This window comes from Saccharicrinis aurantiacus, from assembly GCF_001660705.2.
In the GTDB taxonomy this organism is placed as follows: Bacteria; Bacteroidota; Bacteroidia; order Bacteroidales; family Marinilabiliaceae; genus Saccharicrinis; species Saccharicrinis aurantiacus.
Map to the genome: position 1 here is coordinate 41,038 of NZ_LYBV02000002.1, position 25,862 is coordinate 66,899.

Below are 25,862 nucleotides of genomic sequence, written 5' to 3' on the forward strand. Positions count from 1 at the left end.
CGTGAGATTGACTTTTTTGGCGTGATATTAGTATAAAAATTAATAATGCTATTAAAACTAATATGCTGTATCTAATAATTTGTAATTTTACCACATGAAGAAGATAGAAATAGTTACCAGTTTGATTGAAGTAGACGATATAAATGAGCTCACCCCTCAAGATCAGGAACTTATTACAAGTGCACGCGCAGCATGTCACAATGCCTATGCTCCTTATTCTAAGTTCAGTGTTGGCGCTGCCGTTCGTTTGGCAAACGGAAAAGTAATTACAGGCAATAATCAAGAGAACGCAGCCTACCCTTCAGGTTTGTGTGCCGAACGTACTGCCATTTTTTGGGCCAACTCTCAGTTTCCTGATATTGCCGTTGAAACCATTGCCATTAGTGTTTTAAATAACGGAAAGCCTGTTGCCAACCCAATAGCACCTTGTGGTTCGTGCCGCCAAGTAATGCTCGAAACCGAAAATAGGTTTGAAACGCCACTACGAGTAATTATGGATAGTGAAAGCAAAATAATAGTATCAAAAAATACAGTTGGCCTTTTACCACTCTCTTTTTCAGCGCAAGATCTCGAACTATAAATAAGTGTTTTTGCTAAAGCAGAGAGAATTATAAAGTGCTCATTATTTGAGTTGTCAAACTAAATTTAAATTTCATTTGTGTTATGCTTCGTTTACTTTTAGCAATCTCCCCTTTAATTATTTTCTTAACGATTACTTCATTATCTCTGCCAAAATCAGTTTTCAATATTAATATAATGTGTGTGATGCATTCCCTAAAAATCTATCCTAATCATAAAATGTACATATCAAAACTGTACAGTTTCAAACCAAAAACGTAAATATCCCATGTAAGAAGCTTAAAATGCCACTCATAAATATTTTAGATTATTTACTTCTTGCTATCGCAAACAAGAAATAAAATAATTGATAAAATAGATATGATAAAACAAATTCTTATATGTGCCATTGGAGCACTACTTTTTTCGTGTGGGAGTGGTAAGGATGCCAGTAAAGGTAAAAGTTCAAAAATGGATGAGATTGCTACTATGCCTTTACCAATACATTTGCAGGATTTCAAATGGGAATTTCAGGGCGATGTGTCTGATGATTTCAACTACAAATTTGCACCTACCAATGCCAAAATTATTTTTGGTGAAAATAAGTGGTTAAATTTTTACCATAGTAAGTGGGATGGACCAGGTACCACCTATTGGAAATATAACCACGCATCGGTAGATGGAAGTGAGCTTATTATTAAAGCATCTCGTTGGAATAAAGATAAGCAGTTTGAACCTGTATATACAAAAGGTGTAAAAATGGATAAGCCCGATGGTGGCGTAAATGCAGGTTGTATTAGTTCGGTTGGCAAAGTAGTATATCCTGTATATATTGAGTCGAAGTCCAGCGTAGCCAACATTGTTTTAGCATCTGATGTTTGGTTGTTAAGCCCGGATGCCACACAAGAAATAGACATTATGGAATGTTATGGTGGTGCTGAACATGGTAATGCTTATTTTGCAAAATCGATACACGTGAGCCACCATTCATTTATTCGCAAACCATTTACCGATTATCAACCACGAGACATGGGTGCTTGGTATCATCGTGAAGGAGTGAAAGCATGGGGCGAGTATTGTTGGAATAATGGCGATCGGAAATATGTACGAACTGGTGTGTATTGGAAAAGTCCTGTTCATTTCGAGCATTATATTGATGGAGAGTTGTATCGTGTTTTATACGATAAATCGATAGCTACAAAACGAAATGGGAAGTGGGAGTATGGTTATCCAACAATGACAGATGGGAAGTTAGACGTGAAAAATGGAAAACAGAAAATTACCAATTTCAGTACGCTTGATCATTATTCTTTTGCAGAGTTAGAAAAGGCCAATGCTGTTTCAACAGTTAGTATTATTGATCCATACGAATATCAGGGAGGAAAAGGTTATACTAAAGAATTAAATATTATAGTAAATCTTGAGTCGCAAGATTGGCATGTAAAAGCGGGAAGAACGCCTTCGGATGAAGATTTATTAAACCCAGATAGAAATACCATGAAGGTAGATTGGATTAGAGTATTTAAACCAGTGCAATAAAACTATTCGCGTTTAATTTATTAGAAGTTTTTTTTGGAAAATAAGAACGAGGCAAGGTATAAACCCATGCCTCGTTTTTTAGTAATTAGTTTATTTTATTATTTCTCGCTCCATCCTTTTTTTGTTCCTTTTAGGTAGCCGATTGACCAACCGCTTCCCTTTAGTGCACACCAAAACACATCTTCACGATACGGATCGGGTTTAAAATCTACTATAGTATTAGGTTGACCAAGGTTGTGGTTTATTTTATTCCAATTTTTGCCACCATCTAATGATACGTAGTTCCCTGGATTTATTGGGCAAGCGCCTTTTTTCTCATGAGGCATAGCTACACAAACGGTAATGATATCCGGATTAACCGGAGAAGTTTCAACTTGCCAAATATATGGCATATCAAATATCTTATTCCACGATTTCCCCTTGTTGTTGCTTCGCCAAATACCACCTTCTTCAAGCAATCCTGTTTGGGTTCCACAGGCTAAAAATATATCATTAGTATTTCTATCGATAAAAACATTATTTACCGATTTTATTTGAGCTGGTATTTTAAGTGCTTGCCATGAATTGGCTTTGTCGGTGCTAATGAATAAACCTCCTGGCTCACCATTTTTTCCTTCATTAACTGCAGCATATAAGGTTGAAGTGTTTTTAGGATCCATTACAATGCGATGTACACTGCAATTATTGGGTAAACCTGTATTTGCTAATGCCCAAGTGAAACCTCCATCGGTACTTTTCATTACGCCAAATTTGTTAAAACCTTTGGGGGCTCGTTGCGAACTAACCTCAGTAATGGCATTGCGCATTACAACAAAATAGATGTTATCCGGATTCTCAGGATCTATGGTAAGTGAGTACTGAAAAATATGCTGCATCGAATAATTACTATCATGCGCCAAAGGTTTAGCAATATCTTCCCAAGTTTTACCTCCATCCATTGATCTTCTAAATGCTCCTCTATGGTCCTGACGAAACATCAGCATATAAATAATATCAGGGTTGTTAGGATGTACGGCTACCGACGAAATAGAAGTAGCTCCTTTGTGATTTACTTGTCCTTCGATTTGAGTTACGGCAACAGCCTTTTTATCGGCAAATTTGCCAAGAGAAGCCGATTGCCACAATCCATGTTCGCCGCTGCAAAAGAAGTAACGATCTTTGATACCTGTTTCTGTAAGGATAAATCTTCCGGGAAGGTTACTGCCACCACGACCTACCCATGCATTGCTGCCCGGTTCCGTTTCGTAATCATCAATCTGATTCCACGAATCGCCACCATTGTTGGTGCGCATAACTTGTTGTTCTAAGCAAATAATAACATCGCCCTTGGCATTAATTTGCATAAAGCGATTTCCAAAGGTTTCTTCACGTTCGTTCTGTTCTTTTTGCAAGTGTGCGTAATAGGTATTGGGTTTAGTTGGGTTGTTGCGCGATTGCCAATATGCATTATCTTTTCCTTTGCTCCAATATCTTCCTGTGCGGGCACATGCAATCCAAGTTTTGCCGCCATCGTTAGTTTTCCAAACATCGCCCGGTAAAAAGGCTTTATCGTGTTTGGTATTGTGCGAAATATAAATTTCATCCTTATTTAAAGGGTTAACAACAATGCGATTCAGAACATTGTATACTTCGGTGCTATATTCAGGATAAAGTTTTTTTGCCTCCTTATCATTTTTTAGCCCAAGCCAATGTGCTATCGACCTCCAGTATTTTTGGCGGCCTCCGTAAGAGCTTATTTTATTCATGTCAACTGCCAGGTTACCCGAAATATTTTTCCAAGTTTTACCATGGTCGGTACTACTATAAACGCCACCAGTACACTTTATGGTTTTACCTTCGGGAGTAAAGCTAGTTTGCTCTACCAAATACAATACAAAATCTTTGGTTTTAGCATTGTAGTAAGAAGTTAAATCGCGAGGTGAGTTATTGGGCAAACCCTTTCCGCCCAAAGTCCAACTTAAACCACCATCTTTACTTAGGTAGATGCCAGAATTGGCTGCCATAATAATGTTTTTAGGCTTAGTTGGGTCTACAATTATTTTGGCAACATCCAAGGTTTCGGGTAATCCCTTTTTAATTTTCTTCCATGTTTTACCTTTGTTGGTACTCTTGTAAATATGTCCGTATTGAGCATATTTATACTGATACCCTTTGGCAGGATCATCTAAACTAGCTTTAGTGCGGTGATTGGATTTTACATTCCAAAAATCACCAGCTCCCATGTACCAAATATTATCATTGGTAGGATCTACCGCTAACTCAGAATGACGCCCTTTACCTTCAAATGGCATCACTTCCCATGAGCGGCCTTGGTTGTTTGATTGGTATAAAATGCCACGTACATCAATGGCTAGTCCAAAATTTGGATCTTGATGCGAAAATGTAATGGATTGCACCCGTCGCATATCCACCCCAGTGCCATCAACATCTTTTATGGTATGCCACGATTTACCATTATCCCATGTACCATAAGTATTATACATATCGGGCGACATAAACATTACATCGGTATTGGTAGGATGGCACCAAAACTCTTCGCAATAACCTGACATTCCTGGCCCAAACTGAGTCCATTCTACTAAGTCGGTTGATTCTATTTGTTCACTTTGTAGTTTTCTGAAATACTTTTTATCAAGTTGTGCGTGGGCAACAATTGAAAAGGTCAGTGCTATAAGCAGTAGTAATTTCTTCATATAAATATTATAAGTGTAAATACAGTTTAGTTGACACGATGATTTATTGTCTGCAACTAAACTAGTATTTATCAAACTTAAAAGTCGGGTATAAATAGAGTTTAAACCCGAGGAGTTTTATACAGCACTAGCCATTGTGAGTTGATAATTATTGATGAATACACAATGTGAAACCAATAACTATATATGATTTTTTAATCAAGCCTGATCTTCTTGCCTATAAAACGTATCATTGAGCTTTCGCCCACATGTCCGAAGCCTTCATTTAAATGAGGGCGCTCTATTTTTAGCTCGATGAATTCGTAATTACCGAAATCATGCTTAATTTCTTCTATCGAATACATCATATCAGCATCCGGTGGGCCACCAGCAGCAGGGTTCAGTTTATTAATCTCTCGATGTTCTTTACTAAATGCATCAATAATAAAATAACCTCCAACTTTTAAATAGGAGTTTAGCCTCTGATGCATTGCCGTTTTAATGTTTGGTGGGAAATGAACGGATGACATGCATATGGCATCAAATTCTTCAGTTTCATATTGTTCTTGCATAAAGCTTTGAACTGTGTAATCAACTTTTACCCCTTTTAATTGGGCAAACTTATCCGCTTTTTCTTTGCCTTTTATACTAAAATCGAAGGCGGAAACTTTCCAGCCAAGTTGCGCTGCAAACACTGAATTGCGACCTTCGCCCTCGGCAGGGAATAATATTTTTCCGGGTGTTAATTGTGGTAATACCTTTTGTACATATATGCTTGCATCTGTTCCGTAAGCAAATTCAGATTGACTAAAACGTTCGTCCCAAAATTCTTTCATAGTAATTAATAATTAGGTGTTTTGTTTTTTTACTTCAGCATTAAAACACTCTTCAACTTTGCTTGCTGACAAAGTAAGTTTTATTACGATGGTAAACTCTTTTTTCAACGGCATTATAAAGCGAAACTTTATCATCATCACTTAAGGTGATATATTGCTGACTGTTTTCAAATAGTTTTAGCATTTGCTAACAAGAGCATTTAAATTGTGAGCCGTCGGAAGGAGCGGATCCTTCGGTTGCGTAGCCATCAAACTTCCACCATTCAATGCCGCCAATTAATTCTTTTACTTTAAAACCTAATTTGGTCATATTTAAAGCACCTTTGGTTGAGGCATTACATCCAATTCCATCGCAATAGCAAACATATATTTTTGATTTATCAAGATGTTGGGTATTCTCCTTAGTCATCTCTTTGTGCGGAATATTAATGGCAGTTGGAATATGCTCTTTTTCAAAACCAAAAGCCTGACGTGTATCTATTGCAATATAATCAGAGCTGCTTTCAAAGGCTTGGTATAAATCGGATGAGTCCATTTCAAAAGCCAACTTATTCTCGTAGTATTTAATCTGTTTTTGCATAAAATGAAGTGTTGAATTAATAGCTAAAGGATTTGTAATATAAAAGGTTTGGTTCATTTATAAAAAACTCAAAAAAAAGGAAGAGCCAACTCCGTTGAGCTGGCCCTTCCTACACTTTAACACTACTTACTACTATTATTTTTTAGTATCCACATATGGCATTTCAAATTCTATTACTTCGTTAACATCGAAAGGTAAATCGCTTTCATTGAACGGAGCGTGATATAATGCTTCTGTTTCTGGTCTTACGTTTTCTATGCCTTGTAAAGGAATTCCTCTAGTTGCATCAGGTCTGTTCGGATATTTCTCCATAAACATTAAGTGACGCTCTTTCTGACGTTGGAACATACTTTTTGTATGGAATTGTTGTATCATTTCAGGATTCTGCTCACGTGGGTCTGTGTATAAGTCGTAAAACTCAGCTCCTGATAATCCTGGTTCAGCATTTTTATAATCTTTCTTAAATCGACCTTTTACACCAGCAGCTAAATTAGGCCCTTGGTAAATCATTACATAATCTCTGCGGCTATAACCATCACCATTTACTAATAAAGAAGTTTGATCAACACCATCAATTACTCGGTCTCTTGGTATATAATCTGTAGCACCACCTATACTTGCAAATGTTGTATATAAATCGGTTACATGAATAATATCTCCAACAATCTGTCCTTCTTCAATCATACCTGGCCATGTTGCAATACAAGGAACTCTTACGCCACCTTCAGTTAAATCACCTTTTCCTCCAGTATATAATGTTTCTACCATTCCTCTAGGTCCGTGGTGTGTAAAAGGACCATTATCTGCCATTACAATAACTAATGTGTTATCTGCAATTCCTAAATCTTCAAGTTCTTCTAACAACTCTCCTACAAACTCATCCACTTTTACGAGTCCTTCTTGCAATACGTTTTTATTTGCTGTTAGCTTTTCTGGAGATCTTACATCAGGAATAAATGACGTTACTGTTGGCCAATATGCTGTGTAAAAAGGTTTCTTTTCAGCTGCATTTTTTCTGATGAATTCGATGGTACGTTTTTCACACTCTTTATCAATATCCCAGAAGTTTGGTACTGCTGGAGGAGCTCCCCACTCATATGTTTTTCCGCCTTTGGTTCCTTCTAAAGTCCAAACGTACCCAATTGGTTGCCACGATTTGTCTATGTCGTAAATATCTTCACCATATAATTCAGGATACAATCCAGTTACTACATTATTAGCTTCAGCTTCACGAACCCACATACTAGGAACTTGGTTGTAAGGAGTAAAGAATGCTTCATCAAAACCTTGGTTGTGTGCATAACTCTCTTCTGTATCCCCTAAGTGCCATTTTCCGTAGAATGCTGTTGAATAACCTGCGTCTGATAAAACTTCAGCAATGGTTACTTCATCACCATCTATTCCTGAATTCTCTATAGGGAAACTTACTGTGTGCATCCCAGTTCTAACAGCATATCGGCCTGTCATGGCATCAGCTCTTGTTGGCGTACAACTTGGTTCGGTATACATGCGCATCATGTTCATACCTTCTTTTGCCATGTTGTTCATGTTAGGCGTTTCAAAACCTCTTACTTTTTGTATTTCTGGTATACCTACTTCACCAACACCTGAGTCATCCCACATAATGTGTATAATGTTTGGTTTAGTACCATGTTTTTTCTCTAAAGCTTTTAGCTTTTTGTTTATTTCTTTGTCTTGCTTCTCCCAATCGTCACCATGTTGTTTTAATAATACATAGTGATCTGCATCGTGAATAATTTCTTGTGCTGTTACTCCTAAAGTGAACATGCTAATAAGAACTGCGAATAATAAATTTAACTTTTTCATGACGTTTTATTTTTGCGATTATATCTCTGTGATTAATTACATTACAAAGATGCAGGGTTTTGAAGCCCTATTTTATTCCACAAAGACATAGCGATAGCCCAAAAAGATTTTTAGTGCATTTTTGTGATAATAAGAAGTTTAGTTTATACCTTAATAGAGTATTTTGATATGCACTTTTACTTGTTGGTTAGAGTCTGAGAGAAGCGTTTTAATTAAGGTTTGAGGCGCTGATTTAAGGGTGTTTTTCGCCATACAATGGTATTAGTACTAATCAGTGCTTTAGAAATCTAATAACAAAAAGAGCCAGCTCTGATGAGCTGGCCCTTCCTACACTTTAACACTACTTACTACTATTATTTTTTAGTATCCACATATGGCATTTCAAATTCTATTACTTCGTTAATATCGAAAGGTAAATCGCTTTCATTAAACGGAGCGTGATATAATGCTTCTGTTTCTGGTCTTACGTTTTCTATGCCTTGTAAAGGAATTCCTCTAGTTGCATCAGGTCTGTTCGGATATTTCTCCATAAACATTAAGTGACGTTCTTTCTGACGTTGGAACATACTTTTAGTATGGAACTGTTGAATCATTTCAGGGTTATCTTCTCTTGGATCAGTATATAAGTCGTAAAACTCAGCTCCTGATAATCCTGGTTCAGCATTTTTATAATCTTTTTTGAATCGGCCTTTTACACCAGCAGCTAAATTAGGTCCTTGGTAAATCATTACATAATCTCTGCGGCTATAACCATCACCATTCACTAATAAAGAAGTTTGATCAACACCATCAATTACTCGGTCTCTTGGTATATAATCTGTAGCACCACCTATACTTGCAAATGTGGTATATAAGTCGGTTACATGAATAATATCTCCAACAATCTGTCCTTCTTCAATCATACCTGGCCATGTTGCAATACAAGGAACTCTTACGCCACCTTCAGTTAAATCACCTTTTCCTCCAGTATATAATGTTTCTACCATTCCTCTAGGTCCGTGGTGGGTAAATGGGCCATTATCTGCCATTATAATAACTAAGGTGTTTTCAGCAATTCCTAATGCTTCAAGCTCTTCATGTAACTCACCAATAAATTCATCCACTTTTACTAAACCTTCTTGCAATACATTTTTGTTTGCTGTTAGCTTTTCTGGAGATCTTACATCAGGAATAAATGACGTTACTGTTGGCCAATATGCTGTGTAAAAAGGTTTCTTTTCAGCTGCATTTTTTCTGATGAATTCGATGGTACGTTTTTCACACTCTTTATCAATATCCCAGAAGTTTGGTACTGCTGGAGGAGCTCCCCACTCATATGTTTTTCCGCCTTTGGTTCCTTCTAAAGTCCAAACGTATCCAATTGGTTGCCACGAGTTGTCTATATCGTAAATATCCTCACCATATAATTCCGGATATAACCCAGTTACTACATTATTAGCTTCAGCTTCGCGAACCCACATACTAGGTACTTGATTGTAAGGAGTAAAGAATGCTTCGTCGAAACCTTGATTATGAGCATAACTCTCTTCGGTATCACCTAAGTGCCATTTTCCGTAGAATGCTGTTGAATAACCTGCGTCTGATAAAACTTCAGCAATGGTTACTTCATCACCATCTATTCCTGAATTCTCTATAGGGAAACTTACTGTGTGCATCCCAGTTCTAACAGCGTAACGCCCTGTCATGGCATCAGCTCTTGTTGGCGTACAACTTGGTTCGGTATACATACGCATCATGTTCATACCTTCTTTTGCCATGTTGTTCATGTTAGGCGTTTCAAAACCTCTTACTTTTTGTATTTCTGGTATACCTACTTCACCAACACCTGTGTCATCCCACATAATGTGGATAATGTTTGGTTTAGTACCATGTTTTTTCTCTAAAGCTTTTAGCTTTTTGTCGATTTCTTTGTCTTGCTTTTCCCAATCGTCACCATGTTGTTTTAATAATACATAATGATCTGCATCGTGAATAATTTCTTGTGCTGTTACTCCTAGAGTGAACATGCTAATAAGAACTGCGAATAATAAATTTAACTTTTTCATGACGTAATATGTTTTGTGTTTAAATGTTGTTTTTAATTACATTACAAAGATGCAGGGTTTTGGAGCCCTATTTTATTCCACAAAGACATAGCAATAGCCCGAAAAGATTTTTAGTGCATTTATAATACAAATTGCCTTAAAAAAACAAATGCCGCACTGTAATAGTGCGGCATCATATTTATCGATTATTATTTCTAGTGTTTATTTTGTTTCTGTTTTTCTTTTCTTTTTTGAGTTGCTTCTTTAAGCACTTGTTCATAATCGCCCGTTAGGTAGGGCTTTTTTTCTTCAGCACTTGCATTTCTATCAAATAGGATGCTGTACTTTTGGTAGTCGTTATAAGTAACAGCCCCCTTGCTTATTTCCTGCACTTGTTTATCGTATTGTTTGCGCATGGAGTTAAGTTGATTCTTATATTCAGGATTCTTAACTTCATTCTTCATTTCAAGTCTATCTTTGCCCACAAAAAAGAGTTCTTCGGTGGGTTTCATCTTTTCACTCTCGTATTGCCAGTAAATGTATTTCCAATCTTTTGAAACCACAGACATGGATTGAATCTCATCATTGCCCCACATGTTAGTTAAGGTTATGGTTTCGCGCTTAAACTTATTGGGGTTATTAATTAATAGGTTTAAATCTTTGCCGTCCATATTATCAGGAGCTTTTATGCCGGCGTAGCTTAATATGGTAGGAGCAATGTCTATATTGGCAGCTACCGTTTCACGTTTCATACCTCTTTTGTTTTCAGGAATACGCGGATCGTAAATAACACAAGGCGATTTAGAAGCCTCCTCGTAAGGTAAAACCTTGCCACCAAAATTATGGGCACCACAGCTATAACCATTATCGCTGGTGAAAATAATTATGGTATTATCAGCCACACCTTGTTCTTCCAAGGCTTTTCTAATCATGCCTAAAGCATAATCTACACCATGTATTAATTGATTATAGGTGCGCATAGCTTTTTGATACGATTCTTCGGATTCGCGCCAAAAATTATAAGCATTGTATTGACGCCCCGATTTAGCTTGAGGAGATAGGTGTGTTGCATTTTCGGCACCGTAATTCGCAGGTTTCTCAAAAACCTTATTGGCATATACATCGTCAAAATACTTATCAGGAGTAAATGGAAGGTGTGGCGCCTTAAAACTTATGGACATGCAAAAGGGTTTGCCTGATTTTTTGGCATCCGTTATAAAATCGTTTGCCCAAGCGCCATAAGCTCTAGTACTATGCGGGTATTCATCAGCGTACTGTGCAATACGTTCGTTTTTGGCAGTTTTGTAATTGGTTTGTCCAGGGCCACCTCCCCATCTATCATAAGCATCAACAGGCATTACCTCCCACGATTTATCGTCCCAACTATCGCCATCAGAAACTGCCATTCCAAACTTGCCTGCAAAACCCGTAAAATAACCTTCTTTGCGCATTAATACAGGAAAGGATTTTTCGAACTTATCCTTATGTAAGGGGCCGTGCATAAAATTACAACCCGTTTTGTACTCATACATACCTGTTATCAGGCAAGCCCTGCTAGCCATACATATTGAAGTGGTATTATAGTAATTACTAAACATTACGCCTTCGCTAGCCATTTTATCGATGTTAGGTGTAATTACCTGATTGTTACCATAGCATCCTGTGGCAGCACTAGTTTGATCATCGGATAAAAGAAATACAATGTTTGGCCTATCTTGGGCACTTAATACATTTAGTAATAGGGATAAAGTAAAGATTGCTATATAAATACGTTTCATAATAGTCTATTTATTAATTTAGGTGGGTTTATTTTTTAGGGATGATTTTCTTTGGGATGTTTAGTTTTTTATCATCGGCACCTAATGCAAAATCACTTTTTACCCATTGATTTTCTTTTTTCCAATCGCATTCTACTCGGCCATCGCCCAGTACAATATTACCCAATTTATTGCGGAAGAAACTAGCCAGTTGTTTGTATTCTTTTTCGTAGGCCACATTAGATTGTTCGTTAGCATCCACTCTTAAATCGTATAGTGCCATTTCAACAGCTTTGGCATCGGCTGTTAATGCCCATTTTAAATTTACACCCATGGTTTTAGTATTGGGTTTGCCATTTGTTTTTTTTACGCGCATCGAAAAGGCAAAATCTTCGCAACGTATGTATGCTCTGTCGCCATATACGTGGTTCATCTCACCTAGAATATATTGGCGCGGTTTTTTCTTTCCGTTTACGGTTTCTGCCAAATCGTATCCATCTAAATAGTCGTACGTTTTTGTATTTACATCGATGCCTGCGGCGGCAAAGAAGGTTGGCGCAAAATCAACAAACTCAACATAGTTATTTACCACTTTACCAGCAGGGAATTTCTTTTTGTCTGATGCAACTGCAATTACCGTGGTGTGGTTCGACTTATCGTACGGTCCAAATTTGGCACTTATGCCTTGCTCACCTAAATGCCAGCCATGATCGCCGCAAGCCATTACAATAAGGTACTCTTGCTTATTATCGGCACAGTATTTCTTAAACGATTTTACCGATTCTCCAATTAAAGAATCGCCATAGGCACAAAATGCGTAATAGTCCCTCACTAACTGTTGCTTTTCATCATCATTCATATCATCCACTTTCATTTTATCGTAAAGTTTCTGAAGTTGAGCCGGTAGTTTCTTTAATTCAGCTTTATCAAAATCAGGTATCTGATATACTTTATCTTTAAAACGCTCGCGGAATGAATGCGGAGGAAGGATAGGAGAATGCGGGAAGTGATAACCTAAATGAATAAATTGAGGTTGGTTAGTTTTTGGACCTTGTAAATTTGTGCCATCAACGGCCGTATATGATTTGTTGGCATTGCTTAAATAATTTTGGAAAGCAGCAGTGATTTGCCCATCGAGCATTTTATCGCCCGTAAGCGGACTCACTCCTCCTAAAATCATATTAGATTGTGAACGGGTGTAAGCTCGCAGTACATCCTGATCTTTATCTATTTCTTTCTTTAATGCTTTATCCTCATCAGTTAAAGCTGCATTCTTACGCTCGTGGTAAATTGTTTTTTTCGACCCATCGGGGAAATACCAAACTTCGGCTTTACCGGCATTAGCCCCTTTGCCGTTAATTGTGGCATTGTAAAAGTCGGTATGCCCTTTGCGCTTTAAGTTGTTTTTAGCATCCACCACAGTGTTATAAAAATCGGGCGATGTCCACGTTAAACCATTTTCCCACTCAAAAATATAAATACCACTTTTACCCATACGAGCGGTATTGTAGCCCTGCGTTTTCATCACTTCAGGAATTACCGGATTATAGTGTTTGGCTTTGGTATGCGTTTGCTCAAAACCATAAATACCTGAGTGGTGTGGGTATTTTCCGGTGTGCATTGATCCGCGAGATGGGGCACAGGCCGGGGAGTTACAGAAGGCTTTGGTGAAAATAACGCCTTCTTTAGCCAGCGCATCAATATTGGGCGATTCAACATATCCTAGTTTACTTTCTGTTGTTCCAATATTGGCTTGATTAAAACAAGCTAAAGCATCAGCACGTTGGTCGTCGGTTATAATCCAAAGTATATTGGGTTTGCTATTTTGTGCAAATGCTGAATTCGTAATTATTAATGCGCTAATTATAAAGAGGAATAGTTTCTTCATATCTATTTTTACTTGGTGATTGATTGAATTTAATAGTGAAGATGAAATTAGAATTTATACCCTAAAATAATCGGGTGTAAAAGCTTAGTTAATTAGTGTGCTTATGGGGTATCAGGGGGTAATTACTGAGAAGGACAAATAAGTATTCATCTTTTCGGATTAAAAACTATCATTCAGGGTAATTAAGTTTAATTTTGTGGCGCATCCAAGTTAATATCCTGAGTAAATCAACACTCAATAGTTACAAAATAGCATAATTAAAAATGAAGATACTTTTAAATTGCTTACCTCCAGTAGATACGCAAAGTCCATCAATTTCGCTATCCATATTAAAATCGTTTCTTCAGCAAAAGGGCTTGGAAGTAGAGCTTAAGTATTGGAATTTTATGCTCTCAGTGATGTCTGATTATATCGAATCGGAAGAAGAGGCTATTGACGAAGAAACAGAGGTGAAGATTTTACCTTTCTTATCCATATTAAATGATATGGAAGGAAATGCCAAAGGCAACAAAAGAATAGAATCGTTATTATATCAGTTAAAACCCGAAGAGAAGTTTTACGATCCGGAGTACTATTCCAATTTTTTGGAGGAGAAGAAAAAGGAGATTTTTGCGGTAATTAATGCCGAATTAGATAAAATGGATTTATCAGAACCTACTGTGTTTGGCTTTAGTGCCAAATATAATCAGTGGATTCCGGGAATGGTGTTGGCTGCCGAAATTAAAAAGCGTTCTCCGCAATCGAAAATAATAGTGGGTGGATTTGGAAATTTTGAGGTAGCTAAGGAAGCCATGAATCTTTGTGCCGATTTTGATTTTACCACTTGGGGCGAAGGCGAATATCCCTTGCTCAATTTTATGGAAGAGGTACAGACGGAGCATCCCAATTTTTCTCAAGTATCGCGATTAGCCTATAGAGAAGGAGCGGAGATAAAGAAGTCGGGCTTGGTTAAAAGTGAGTATCTCGATTTTAAATCGTACTTATATCCTGATTACAGCGATTATATGGCAAGTTATCCCGAGCCGGATGAACTGGATCAGGTTAACTTTCCTATTAATACCATTCGATCGTGCCACTGGTTAAAGTGCAAGTTTTGCGATTTTAATAAAGGTTATAAATTACGGATGCGCACCCCCGAATGTATCCTAAACGAAATAGAGTTTTATACCAATAAGTATGGTATTTCATCGTACAACTTTGTGGATAGTGACACCTTTGGCAACTTGGCTCATTTTGAGAAGTTGTTAGATTTAATTATTGATTTGCGCTACCAAAACGAAGTGGATTATGTGTTTTGGGCTGAGATTATCCCCAATAAGGAGTTTAGCGCTTCCCTGCTTAAGAAAATGACCATTGCTGGATTAAAGAATATATTTATAGGTTACGATGGCTTGTCGGATACGCTCTTGAAAAAGATGAATAAGAAGAACGATTTTGCCGATAATCTATTCTTTGTGAAACACTCCATTAAAAATGGAATTGCTCCCTTAGTAAATGTAATTAAACATGTACCCGGCGAAACTGAAGATGATGTGCGCGAGTGTATTGATAATTTGCATTACCTGCGTTTCTTTTATAACGATAGCACGGTATCCTTTTCGCATACCTACGTTGAGTTGGTTCTGTCTTCCATGTCGAAGTATTATGCCGAGTTGCTCCAAGATCAAGTGGCCACTTATAACGATGATGATTTATCGTATTTAATGCCTGATAAATACTCTAATAACGAGCAACGCTTCCATTTATTTAGGTTTAAGGCCGATGTGCCTATTAATAATAAGGAGTGGAATAAGTTAATTGACATTGAGGATTATTATAAAGAGAATACCTTTAGATATAAAATACAAACTCACAACGAGGTACTTTATTATACCGAGTATTGTAACGATAAAGAGATTGAGAACATGGTATTGGGTAAGCCCGAGTACATACAAATTTTACAAATACTTGAAGATAAAACCCACTCCTTCGAAGAGTTGTATGCTAAACTCACTGCAACGAATAAAGCTGTTGAAAGCGACTATATTATCAGTTTGTTAGAGAATTTAAAAAACTCGCATCTCGTTTATTTTTGCCAGGATATGAGTAATATTGTATCTGTAATACATTTGAATAATTGAATAATTAAACCCAAGTATGATTTTAAATTGAAAATGAAGTTTTAGCAATTATATTGTAAGCGGAGGTGCCTACTAAAAACTAAACGAGCACCTTTATAGATGCACGCTTTAATCTTTTTATCATTAAAGATACTGTAGCCGTATTGTTAAAAATTAGTAGCTACAATATTTTCACTTCTCTTAAGGTTTACAAAATCCATAATAACTACGCCAAATCTGTTTTTTGATGTGTTGTTAAAATAATTTTCAACTTTTGGGTTCATGTAATTCGAAACTGTAGGAATACTTGGTATGCCAAATAACCCTGGTTTATAACCGCTAGTGTAATTTAAATACAATGTATTATTGTTAGTAGTTCTTGCTTCGTTTAATAAGGTGTTTATCTTATCCCACTTATTACTATTGTTGTTTACCTTGTAATTATCCTGAACTTTAATACTTGCGCTACCATTATTTATGGTAAAAACGGTATTGTCTTTCCAATTATTAGCATTTATCCCCATTTTAGAGTTGGCATTAAAACGTCGAAATAATATTATTTTACCTCTCACCTCGTTTAGCTTTGGGATGTAATCATTTAAATACCATTTGTTACTCTTCTTATTGATGTATTGTTGCAAGGTAGTTTCAAATGAGCGTGTGTTATTATCTGCTGTATGCTCTTCTTTAATACTCATGATAATTGTTTCAGTAGGATTTGAGTTTAAAAAGGAATAGCACATATTTAGAACATCATCAAAAGTTAAGTTTTGATATTTTACACCATGATGGATAAAAAAGCTATTGTCTTTATGCCGGCACCTAATATCCAAAAAGCGGACTCCTGCATTTAACTGCTCATCAATACTAAGAGATTGGCAAGTTGCAGTACCCCAAAAGTCTTCGAATCTAGCTCCTGAATCATGTGTGCCAGGTATTGATAGTTTAGCAATGCTTTGCGAATTACTAATGTTGGCCATCCAGTTTTTTAATTGATAGTTAGTTGATTTTAATGTATTGCTTTCTAATGCTTTTTCGCTTTCAGAGTAAACAATTTCATTTTCTTTTGCACAGCTTGGTAATACTAAGCATATGGCAAAGCATACCGTTAAAAAATACAGCGTTTTCATTTTTAAAAGTTTAATTAGTTAATAGCTGTAAACCTATATTAAACAAGTATTTATTAGGTGTGATTATTTTCAAAAAAGGAGGATGGAATTTTCAGAAGAGTAGTTTAAATATTCTGTTTACATACAAGCTTGGTATTTAATAAATACATAATATTTAACTTATATTCAGTTAGTGTTATGTAAGTTAATTGCGCGCTACCTAAAGCGTAATTAATTTATGAAACTCGCCGTTACATTATTTCTTAGTACAGTCCTTTGTATAAGTATTTATTCAAAACAGAACTATCATTTTAAAAGAATCACAACAGAACAAGGCTTATCTCATAATTCAGTTTATGCCATTAACCAAAATGAGGAGGGTACCATGTTATTTGGTACATATAATGGTTTATGTGTTTATGATGGTCAAATATCAAAAATCTATAAGCAGACGAAAGACAAACATTCTTTAGCTCAAAATTGTGTTTTAGATATACAGATAGATCAAAGAAATACAATCTGGCTGCAGCTTTCTGATGGTTGGATTAGTAAAATAGACGATTTAAAGTTGGGTACATTTACAAATTACCATTTTAGGGTAGATAAAGATCTTAGTGTGCGTTTATTTATTCATCCAACACAAGGAGTTTGTGTTAACTCCGAAGGAAACTCGTATGTATTTAGTAGTTCTAGCAATACCTTTGAATTAAGTGCGGTTAAATACTTCCCTAGTCCGAATCAAAATAGTTTAATCAATACTTTTATTGCTGAACATCCTGAATTTCAGGTGCTCGATAGATTGATATTAAATGAAGATGAAGTATTACTATCGACTTATCATAACGGAATTATAGAGCTCAATAAAACCGCAGATACTTATTCTTTTTCATTGGTTCAGCATTGTCCTGGTAATCCTTTTTCAATTTCAAAAAACGAAGTGCATTGTCTTTTTCAGGATCGGACTGGTTTGGTTTGGGCAGGAACTAAAGATGGAGGTGTTAATGTTTTACTCAATCAGGCCTCAGCCATTACTAATATTTGTGCCAAGCATAATCTGCCAGAATCTACTATAAGGGCAATTGCTATTGATAATGCATTAAATATTTGGGTTGGAACTTACGATAAAGGAATTGTAGTTCTTTCGCCAGAGGGAGAGCGATTGAAGGAAATAAACCATAGTGGAGATGTAAGCATGCGTAATTGGGATAGAATCCGAAGTTTATATAAAGATTCATTAGGAAATGTCTGGGTTGGGAGTTATGGAGGCTTAATGAAGTGCACTGAAAATGACCGAAGAGAGTATTATACCACATATGAAGGTTTTGAGAAACAGGGCATGAAAAGAATTTATAGTATTACAGAAGATCGTCATCATAATTTATGGATTGGAAGTTGGTATGGCTTATATTACTTTAATACAAAAGATAAACGAATTACAGCCATTGATAAAACTTTGCTGAGCGATGATAATATCAGAAAATTGTACCTCGATGATCATGATGACTTATGGATATCAACAGAATTTGGAGGGGTAAATATTTATCATATTAAGGAGGATTACTTTGAGGTGCTGAATACCGATAATAGTGGTGTGCTAAGCAACAGTATATTTGATGTTGCAGAGTTATTGCCAGGTCAATATTGGATAAGCACCAATAACGGAATTAGTATTTACACTAGATTACATCAGCAATGGAATAGTTTGACCACAGATCAACAACTTGCTTCTAACCTAGTTTACGGGGTTTTACCTGGCGAGAGTAATGATGTATGGATTCAGACTGCTAAGGGAATATGCAGATATAATCAGTCGACAAAAGCAGTTCGGCAATATGATAATGAAGATGGTTGGATTAATACAGCTTTTACCGAAGGCGGATATTTTAAAAGCAATACTGGGCAATTATTTTTTGGCGGAAACAATGGCGTAAGTATGTTTTACCCCGAAGATTTAGCTTCTAATAAAGTGCCACCTAGCGTAAATGTTGAATTATTAAATTCAGAGCTCGCATTTGATAACGAAAACGTGGGTCTTATAGATAATAAGTATACTGCGTTATTAAGTTTAAATATAAAAGCACGGCATTATAGTGCAATAAAAAAGAACAAAATAGCTTGGCAATTAATTCCTTATGATGAGGAATGGAATATGTCTGTTAACACCTCGAGCCAAAATATAAATTACTCCGATTTGGTGCCAGGAAATTATACTTTTAAGTATAAGGGGTGCAATGCTGATAATATATGGGAGGAAACTAAAACCATCAATTTTATTATCGACCAGCCTTTTTGGTTGAAGTTATGGTTTTGGATAGCCATACTTTTACTAGGTATTATTTTATTCACTATTGTGTTACGTCTTAAACTTAAGATTGAAGAAAGAAGAGCCTGCCAGTTACGCGAACAAGTAAATCAGCGTACTTACGAGATAGAAAACCAACGCAATCAACTCCAACAAAAAGCCAACGAATTACATGATGTTAATGTAGAGCTACATTCTCAGAAAGATAAAATAATTGCCCAGAATACACATTTAAAAGACTTGTACAAAAAGTTAGAAGAGAGTAGTGAGCATAAAATGCAGTTTTTTTCAAATGTTGCCCACGAGCTAAGAACTCCATTAACATTAATAAATGGGCCTATCAATTATTTACTGCAATCATCAAATGGCGATCAAAAAGAGAAATTACTATTGGTTAAAAAGCAAAGTGATTATTTAATAAAATTAATAGGAGAGCTGCTTGATTACAGAAAACTTAAAATTACCAAAGTTGAGCTAAATAGAACCGAGTATGATATGGTTTCTTTTTTAAGAGAAATTGTTCGTTCGTTCGAGTTTGAGGCTCACAACCAAAATATTAAAGTTGGTTTTACCACCAATGTATCTGTTTTAAATATGCTTTTTGATACAGAGCGAATGCATCAGGTATTCATGAATCTTTTGGCCAATGCCGTTAAGTTTTCTAAATCAGGAGGTCAAATAAGTGTTGACTTATCGCTCAGCGAAAGTGATCTGAGAATATCGGTTAAAGATGAAGGTATTGGTATAGCCAATCATCATCAGAAAAATATTTTCGATCAATTTTATCAAGTGGGTAAGGCTGTTGATGCAACTAAACCAGGCACTGGTATGGGCTTAGCTATTGTAAGGGAACTAGTGAAATTGCATAAAGGGACTATTAGGGTTGAAAGTGAACCTGGTAAGGGGAGTCAATTTATTGTTGAATTACCTGTAGTACAGAAACAAAGTAATAATGCTGAGATAGAGGAAGTCTTAAATTCAAATATTTCTTTAGAAACAGATGGATTAAAAAATAGAAAGACAATTTTGATTGCGGAAGATCATGAGGATATGCGTTCATTTATTACTGATGTATTAAAACAGGATTACCACATTATTTCCGCACCTAATGGTAAGGAAGCCTATAAAATGCTTAAATCGCAAGCCGTTGATTTGGTCTTAAGTGATTGGATGATGCCTGAGCTTACTGGTATCGAATTTTGTAAAAGGGTTAAAAGTAATAAGGTGCATCGTTTAATACCATTTGTTATAATTACTGCTTTGGGCAATCAACAGCATCAAATTGAGGCGATAAAAAATGGAGCAGACGATTTTATTATGAAACCATTCTCAATACCACTTTTGCAAAGTAAAATTGCCAATTTATTAAAGCGTAAAGAAATAATAATAGAATCGGATAATATTCATAATCAAATATTAAAACCTAAAGAAGTTAGCATTGAAACACATGACGAACGCATAGCCGAAAAGGTGTCTGGTTTTATACAGCAGCATTTTGCCAATCCTGATTTTAATGCAGAAACACTAGCCAGTTATATGGGCTGGAGTAAAATGCAGATGTATCGAAAAATTAAACAATCCATCGGAATAGCACCCAACGATTTAATACAAACCATGCGTTTAAAACAGGGGAAACTTTTACTCGAGACCTCAGAATTGCGAATAAATGAAGTTTGTTATCAAGTAGGCTTCAACGATCCTAAATATTTTAGTCGTTGCTTTCAGAAACAATATCATTTAACGCCAAAAAAATACCTAGAGCAATTACAAAGTAAAGCGGTAGTTACTTCCTAAAATAGAATTACCGCAGCTAAAATATTAAGCCATTGTTAAGCTAAAATAGCATCAATATTACTGAATAAATAAGCCTCTTTTTTTGCAACAATTAGCGAGCTTATGCAAAAATAAAACCCCTTTCTGGTTACAATTATCCACCTACCCAAACCTCCCAAACTCTAATTTAGCCACCATAAAATTTATATAATCTATATCGAAAATGAACAAACTATTGCTTTTAATATGCTTCCTATTTATCGGAAAGGCATATGCTCAAGTTGTAATTACCGGAAAGGTAGTTGATGCACAAACCAACGAACCATTAATTGGGGCTAGTATTCATGTAAAAGGTTCAACAAACGGAACAATAACTAATGTAGAGGGTGTTTACCGTATTGAATCATCTGCTGATTCAGGGGTAATTGTTGCTTCCTTTTTGGGATATTCTAGTCAGGAGAATTCCTTTGCCGGTAGTGCTACCATTAATGTTGCACTCGAATCGGATTTAGTAAATCTAGGTGATGTACTTGTAATTGGTTACGGACAAGTAAAAGAAAAGGACTTATCAACAGCTGTTTCTCCACTTAAAAATATTCAGGAAATAAAAAGTAGAGCAACAGGTGTAAGTAGCATGTTACAAGGTAATATTGCAGGAGTTAATGTAGTAAATAATGGTGGCGATCCGGATAAGGAACCTAGTATTATTATTAGAGGTTTAGGCTCACCGGGCGATAAGCCTTTATGGGTTGTTGATGGTGTTCCGGGTGCACCATTTAATTCGCAAGAGGTAGAGAGTATCACAGTTCTAAAAGATGCAGCTTCAGCAGCTATTTATGGTGCAAATGTTGGTTCGGGTGGTGTTATTATTGTTACCACTAAACAAGCTGCCGAAGGAAAAGTATCCATTGAGGCAAATTATACTCGCGGTATACAGCAAGCTTGGAGAACTCCCGAAGCACTTAATGCACCTCAGTTCAACGACATTAAAAATTTAGCTGCCGATAATGCGGGCACACCGCGTAACGATGCTTACAATGCGTCGGTTTATCCATTCGGAAATACAACTAGAACAAATTGGGTTGATGAAATTTTTAGAACGGGTAGTGTAGAACGTTTTTCGGTTATTATGTCGGGAGGTAGTGATAAGGTTAAAGCTTTAGCAGCATTTGAAACTACCAATAATCAAGGGATATTATTAAATACACAGCAAAAAACATTGGGGGGAAGAGTAAACCTCGATTTTAAATTATCCGATCACGTTAAAGTATCGCAATGGGTGAGAGCGAAACGATCGCAAGGAAATTCAGCTTTAACAGCAGAAGGATATACAGGTGCTATCATTAGTGCTATTTATATGCCACCATCAGCATCGGTTTATAACGAAGATGGAACCTTTGGTGGTGTTGTAACAGAAGAAAATTTGGATAAAGCCGGATCGTATGGCGATATTGTTAATCCAGTTGCTACACTAATGCGTAAGGATATTTATAATCCTACCACGCAATTACACTCAACCACAAAACTTACTATTGATTTTTTAAAGGACTTTTCATTTAACTCACAATACACAATTTCGAGTAATCAAAATCAAACACAAGAGTTTATTCCAAGTCGACCAGAACCAGGTAAATCAGTACTTGAGAATAGTAAAATAGCTTCTACTTACGAAGAAATAAATTGGTTGTGGGAAAATACTATTGCCTATCAAAACCAAATTGGTAAGCATAATATTAATCTTCTAGGAGGTTACAGTACAAACTATAAGAATAACAGAGGTTTTGGTTTACAGGTTTATAATTTCGATAGTGAAGATCCTTTGTTACGCCATTTAAATAAAGGTCAAAATTGGTCAAAATCACAGCCATACGAGAATCGCAGCGAAGAGGCTTTTACCTCTCTCTTTGGACGAGCAACTTATGTTTATGGCGGACGATATTTTATTACAGGAAGTGTACGTAAAGATGCTACATCAAATTTATATACCGATAATAATAGTGGTGTATTTCCTGCGGTTTCCGGTGCTTGGAAATTATCTTCAGAACCCTTCTTTAATATTGAAAAAGTGAGTTTGGTAAAACTAAGAGCCAGTTGGGGACAAATAGGAAATGTATCCACAGTGCCTCGTTATTCGCATCAAGCAACCATTACAACTGGTAGAGGAGGAGTGCTTGGTAAAGACGCCCAACGTATAACTGGTGGATGGCAAGAAACAGTGCCAGATTTATCATTAACATGGGAAACTTCGGAGCAACTAAATATTGGTTTAGATATGGATTTCTTCGATCATAAATTAAGTTTTGTAGGCGACTATTTTATAAAAACAACAAAGGATTTAATTCAACAACTACAACCAACTCCAACAGCAGGTGTTGATGTTGCTCCATATTCAAATGTTGGTGAGGTTGAAAACAAAGGTTTTGAATTGGCCTTAAATTATAACAATGGCGATGCGCAGTTCAAGTATAATATTGGCGCAAATTTATCCATGGTAAATAGCGAAGTAAAGGAGTTTGGCGGTATTGAGCTTTACTCTAATGATGTAACTGTTCGTGGTGTACTTTCGCCAGTATATTCAGCCATTGGAGAACCATGGTACTCGTACTACCTAATTGAGAGCGACGGTATTTTCCAAAGCGATGCTGAAGCTGCTAATCATGTAAATAAAGACGGAAAAAGGATTCAACCCGATGCAGTTGCAGGAGACCTTAAGTTTATCGATAAAAATGATGATGGTATTATCAATGATGAGGATAGGGAGTTTATGGGTAGTTCAATACCAACGTTGCATTATGGCTTTAATTTTAACTGTAGCTATAAGGGCTTTGATTTGGCAATGCTTTGGCAAGGAACCGGACAAAGTAAGGTGTTTAATGCATTTAAGAGTACTACGCTAACGGCATCAGAACAAGGTTATAATATGAGTTCTGATATTTTAGATGCATGGTCGCCATCAAATACTGGCTCAGATATTCCGCGCATTTCAGCAACGGATCCGAACAAAAACTTTCAAACTAATTCTGATTGGTTTTTAGAGGATGGATCGTATTTGCGATTAAAGAATTTAACTATAGGCTACACCCTACCCAATAACTTAATGAATAAGATTAAACTAAATGGCACAAAGCTAAGATTGTATGTTACAGGAGAAAACCTACTAACGTTTACTAATTACTCAGGTATGGACCCCGAGGTTGGTAACCATGGCGTTGACGTTGGTAACTATCCGGTGGCACGTGTTATGTCTTTTGGAGTAACCTTAAATTACTAGTCTTAATCACTCAAAATCAAATATTAAAATCACGTTTACAATGAAAAATAATATAATATATACTGCAATTATAGTACTAAGCACATTATTGTTTAGTGCTTGTGCCGATGACTTTTTAGAGTACGATAAATATGGCGATCAAAGCACGGGTAATTTCTGGAAAACAGAGAGTGACGTACAATTGGCTATAAATGGTTTATATGATGTTTTTTCAAACGGAAACATTACTGGAAGAGGTTTTATGTGGTACATCTGCGCAAGCGACGATATGGTTGTTGGTCGTGATAAAACCCAATCGGTGAATATGAAAAACTTTATAGATGATGGTAGCAATGGATACACAGCTCAGAATTGGCCAGAGATGTATAAGTTAATTGCCAAAGCGAATGCGGTTTTGGTAAACGTTCCTGAAATGGAAATATCACAAGATTTAAAGAACCAGGCATTAGGCGAGGCCTACTTTTTTAGGGCTTGGGCTTATATGTGGTTAGCGCCCCGATATGGTGATAGTAGAGCCGGATTACCTATAGCGGAGCAAGGTCTTAAAATTGAAGAAATGGATGTGGCTCGTACCGATAATGTTTCTAATACATACCTGTATTTGATTGAGGATTTTAAAAAAGCAGCCGATCTACTTCCTTTCTTCGATGCATATGAAGATGCTGATTTTGGCCGACCACATAAAACAGCTTGTTGGGCTTACATTGCTAAAGCGTATTTATACAATGCTGAGTACGATAAAAGCAGCTACCCGAAGGTGGTAGAATTTGCCGATAAAGTTATCGCAACCAATAAACATGCCTTAGAAGATAATTATGAAGATGTTTTTAAAATTGAGAATAATTGGGGTAAAGAGTACATATGGTCCTTTGTAAGTAATACCGAGGTGGGTGCAATTACGCCATCAGTATACCTCGAAAACAAAGGATGGGGAAAATATAATGGTTGGGGTTATTGGCATGCTACCGAAGAATTATATCAAGCGTTTGAAGAAACTGATCCTAGAAGAGAAGCTACAATATTAAAGTTTGGCGATGAGTTTCAGTTTTTTGGAGAGACTATGAAGTATTGGTCAACCAACAATCGCACAGGAATGCAATTCCGTAAATTTATGGATCCCTATAAAAATGCCGATTGTATTAATACAACTGTGAATCCTGATGGTGATAACCCAACTACTACGCTGAATATGCCATTAATTAGGTACGCTGAGGTTTTATTATTTAAAGCCGAAGCTTTAATAGCAGATGGCAAAAATGGTGATGAACCACTAAATGAAGTTAGACAAAGAGCTGGCTTAGGTAAGATAACAGGTGCAGTAATGAATGATTTGAAACATGAGCGTAGGGTAGAACTTGCCGGAGAATGGGCCGATAGACACTACGATTTAGTGCGTTGGCACGATGCCGAAGCTGTTTATGCACAACCATTGCACGGTAGAATTCATGAAAATCAATCAGATCCAGAGTCTTCTTATACCGTTCAAGAAGTGTGGCCTGCGCGTAATTTCGATCCGGTAAAACATCATGTTTGGCCAATACCACCTCAAGAAATTGAGAAAAGTAAATTATTAAAACAAAATGCGGGTTATTAATCAGGTAATCTAAAAACAATTTAAACTAAACAG

The 25,862-nt window shown here is 36.4% G+C and carries 14 protein-coding genes; 6 read left to right on the forward strand and 8 right to left on the reverse strand.

The features are described from left to right. Positions 1-94 precede the first annotated feature (94 nt). Together cdd and A8B35_RS01540 are read left to right on the forward strand one after the other, a co-directional pair. Complete coding sequence (cdd, locus tag A8B35_RS01535) at positions 95-580, forward strand: cytidine deaminase (protein ID WP_068471544.1); 486 nt, start codon at positions 95-97, stop codon at positions 578-580. Between the two features lie 359 nt (positions 581-939). Next, positions 940-2,097 carry a LamG domain-containing protein gene (locus A8B35_RS01540; RefSeq protein ID WP_068471684.1) on the forward strand — a complete coding sequence of 386 codons (1,158 nt, stop codon included), beginning with the start codon at positions 940-942 and terminating at the stop codon, positions 2,095-2,097. Positions 2,098-2,195: 98 nt separating this feature from the next. Here A8B35_RS01540 and A8B35_RS01545 read toward each other — a convergent pair whose 3' ends face one another. The 7 genes from A8B35_RS01545 to A8B35_RS01575 form a co-directional block, all read right to left on the reverse strand. Continuing rightward, the gene (locus A8B35_RS01545; RefSeq protein WP_068471545.1) at positions 2,196-4,790 is read right to left on the reverse strand and encodes a WD40/YVTN/BNR-like repeat-containing protein; all 2,595 of its coding nucleotides are present in this window, start codon (positions 4,788-4,790) and stop codon (positions 2,196-2,198) included. Between the two features lie 194 nt (positions 4,791-4,984). Then, positions 4,985-5,605 (reverse strand): class I SAM-dependent methyltransferase, encoded by a 621-nt coding sequence (locus A8B35_RS01550; protein WP_068471546.1) that lies wholly within the window; start codon positions 5,603-5,605, stop codon positions 4,985-4,987. Positions 5,606-5,792: 187 nt separating this feature from the next. Beyond that, positions 5,793-6,185, reverse strand: coding sequence for a rhodanese-like domain-containing protein (locus A8B35_RS01555; RefSeq protein ID WP_068471685.1), 393 nt, complete (start codon positions 6,183-6,185; stop codon positions 5,793-5,795). A 135-nt stretch (positions 6,186-6,320) separates the two neighbouring features. Next, positions 6,321-8,012 carry a sulfatase-like hydrolase/transferase gene (locus tag A8B35_RS01560; RefSeq protein ID WP_068471547.1) on the reverse strand — a complete coding sequence of 564 codons (1,692 nt, stop codon included), beginning with the start codon at positions 8,010-8,012 and terminating at the stop codon, positions 6,321-6,323. A 353-nt stretch (positions 8,013-8,365) separates the two neighbouring features. Further along, positions 8,366-10,057 (reverse strand): sulfatase-like hydrolase/transferase, encoded by a 1,692-nt coding sequence (locus A8B35_RS01565; RefSeq protein WP_068471548.1) that lies wholly within the window; start codon positions 10,055-10,057, stop codon positions 8,366-8,368. Between the two features lie 194 nt (positions 10,058-10,251). Next, the gene (locus A8B35_RS01570) at positions 10,252-11,814 is read right to left on the reverse strand and encodes a sulfatase family protein (protein WP_068471549.1); all 1,563 of its coding nucleotides are present in this window, start codon (positions 11,812-11,814) and stop codon (positions 10,252-10,254) included. Between the two features lie 28 nt (positions 11,815-11,842). Further along, positions 11,843-13,681 (reverse strand): sulfatase-like hydrolase/transferase, encoded by a 1,839-nt coding sequence (locus tag A8B35_RS01575; protein WP_068471550.1) that lies wholly within the window; start codon positions 13,679-13,681, stop codon positions 11,843-11,845. 263 nt (positions 13,682-13,944) lie between these two features. Between A8B35_RS01575 and A8B35_RS01580 the strand changes: the two genes are divergently transcribed. Then, positions 13,945-15,801, forward strand: a complete 1,857-nt coding sequence (locus A8B35_RS01580; RefSeq protein WP_068471551.1) for a B12-binding domain-containing radical SAM protein — start codon at positions 13,945-13,947, stop codon at positions 15,799-15,801. 146 nt (positions 15,802-15,947) lie between these two features. Here A8B35_RS01580 and A8B35_RS01585 read toward each other — a convergent pair whose 3' ends face one another. Then, positions 15,948-16,910, reverse strand: coding sequence for a phosphatidylinositol-specific phospholipase C (locus A8B35_RS01585; RefSeq protein WP_083634263.1), 963 nt, complete (start codon positions 16,908-16,910; stop codon positions 15,948-15,950). 217 nt (positions 16,911-17,127) lie between these two features. On the opposite strand from A8B35_RS01585, the gene A8B35_RS01590 reads away from it, so the two are divergent. The 3 genes from A8B35_RS01590 to A8B35_RS01600 all read left to right on the forward strand — a co-directional run bounded on the left by A8B35_RS01590 (position 17,128) and on the right by A8B35_RS01600 (position 25,829). Next, entirely contained in the window at positions 17,128-20,985 is a 3,858-nt protein-coding gene (locus A8B35_RS01590) for a hybrid sensor histidine kinase/response regulator transcription factor (RefSeq protein ID WP_068471552.1), read from the forward strand. A gap of 202 nt (positions 20,986-21,187) precedes the next feature. Further along, positions 21,188-24,235, forward strand: a complete 3,048-nt coding sequence (locus tag A8B35_RS01595; protein ID WP_083634264.1) for a SusC/RagA family TonB-linked outer membrane protein — start codon at positions 21,188-21,190, stop codon at positions 24,233-24,235. A 40-nt stretch (positions 24,236-24,275) separates the two neighbouring features. Further along, positions 24,276-25,829, forward strand: a complete 1,554-nt coding sequence (locus A8B35_RS01600; RefSeq protein WP_068471554.1) for a RagB/SusD family nutrient uptake outer membrane protein — start codon at positions 24,276-24,278, stop codon at positions 25,827-25,829. The last annotated feature ends 33 nt before the right edge of the window (positions 25,830-25,862 follow it).

Excerpts from the sequence above, each read along its gene's own strand:
- A8B35_RS01560 (WP_068471547.1), bottom strand. The coding sequence starts at position 8,012 with ATGAAAAAGTTAAATTTATTATTCGCAGTTCTTATTAGCATGTTCACT.
- cdd (WP_068471544.1), top strand. The coding sequence starts at position 95 with ATGAAGAAGATAGAAATAGTTACCAGTTTGATTGAAGTAGACGATATA.
- A8B35_RS01590 (WP_068471552.1), top strand. The coding sequence starts at position 17,128 with ATGAAACTCGCCGTTACATTATTTCTTAGTACAGTCCTTTGTATAAGT.
- A8B35_RS01570 (WP_068471549.1), bottom strand. The coding sequence starts at position 11,814 with ATGAAACGTATTTATATAGCAATCTTTACTTTATCCCTATTACTAAAT.
- A8B35_RS01600 (WP_068471554.1), top strand. The coding sequence starts at position 24,276 with ATGAAAAATAATATAATATATACTGCAATTATAGTACTAAGCACATTA.
- A8B35_RS01550 (WP_068471546.1), bottom strand. The coding sequence starts at position 5,605 with ATGAAAGAATTTTGGGACGAACGTTTTAGTCAATCTGAATTTGCTTAC.
- A8B35_RS01545 (WP_068471545.1), bottom strand. The coding sequence starts at position 4,790 with ATGAAGAAATTACTACTGCTTATAGCACTGACCTTTTCAATTGTTGCC.
- A8B35_RS01555 (WP_068471685.1), bottom strand. The coding sequence starts at position 6,185 with ATGCAAAAACAGATTAAATACTACGAGAATAAGTTGGCTTTTGAAATG.
- A8B35_RS01580 (WP_068471551.1), top strand. The coding sequence starts at position 13,945 with ATGAAGATACTTTTAAATTGCTTACCTCCAGTAGATACGCAAAGTCCA.
- A8B35_RS01540 (WP_068471684.1), top strand. The coding sequence starts at position 940 with ATGATAAAACAAATTCTTATATGTGCCATTGGAGCACTACTTTTTTCG.
- A8B35_RS01565 (WP_068471548.1), bottom strand. The coding sequence starts at position 10,057 with ATGAAAAAGTTAAATTTATTATTCGCAGTTCTTATTAGCATGTTCACT.
- A8B35_RS01595 (WP_083634264.1), top strand. The coding sequence starts at position 21,188 with ATGAACAAACTATTGCTTTTAATATGCTTCCTATTTATCGGAAAGGCA.
- A8B35_RS01575 (WP_068471550.1), bottom strand. The coding sequence starts at position 13,681 with ATGAAGAAACTATTCCTCTTTATAATTAGCGCATTAATAATTACGAAT.
- A8B35_RS01585 (WP_083634263.1), bottom strand. The coding sequence starts at position 16,910 with ATGAAAACGCTGTATTTTTTAACGGTATGCTTTGCCATATGCTTAGTA.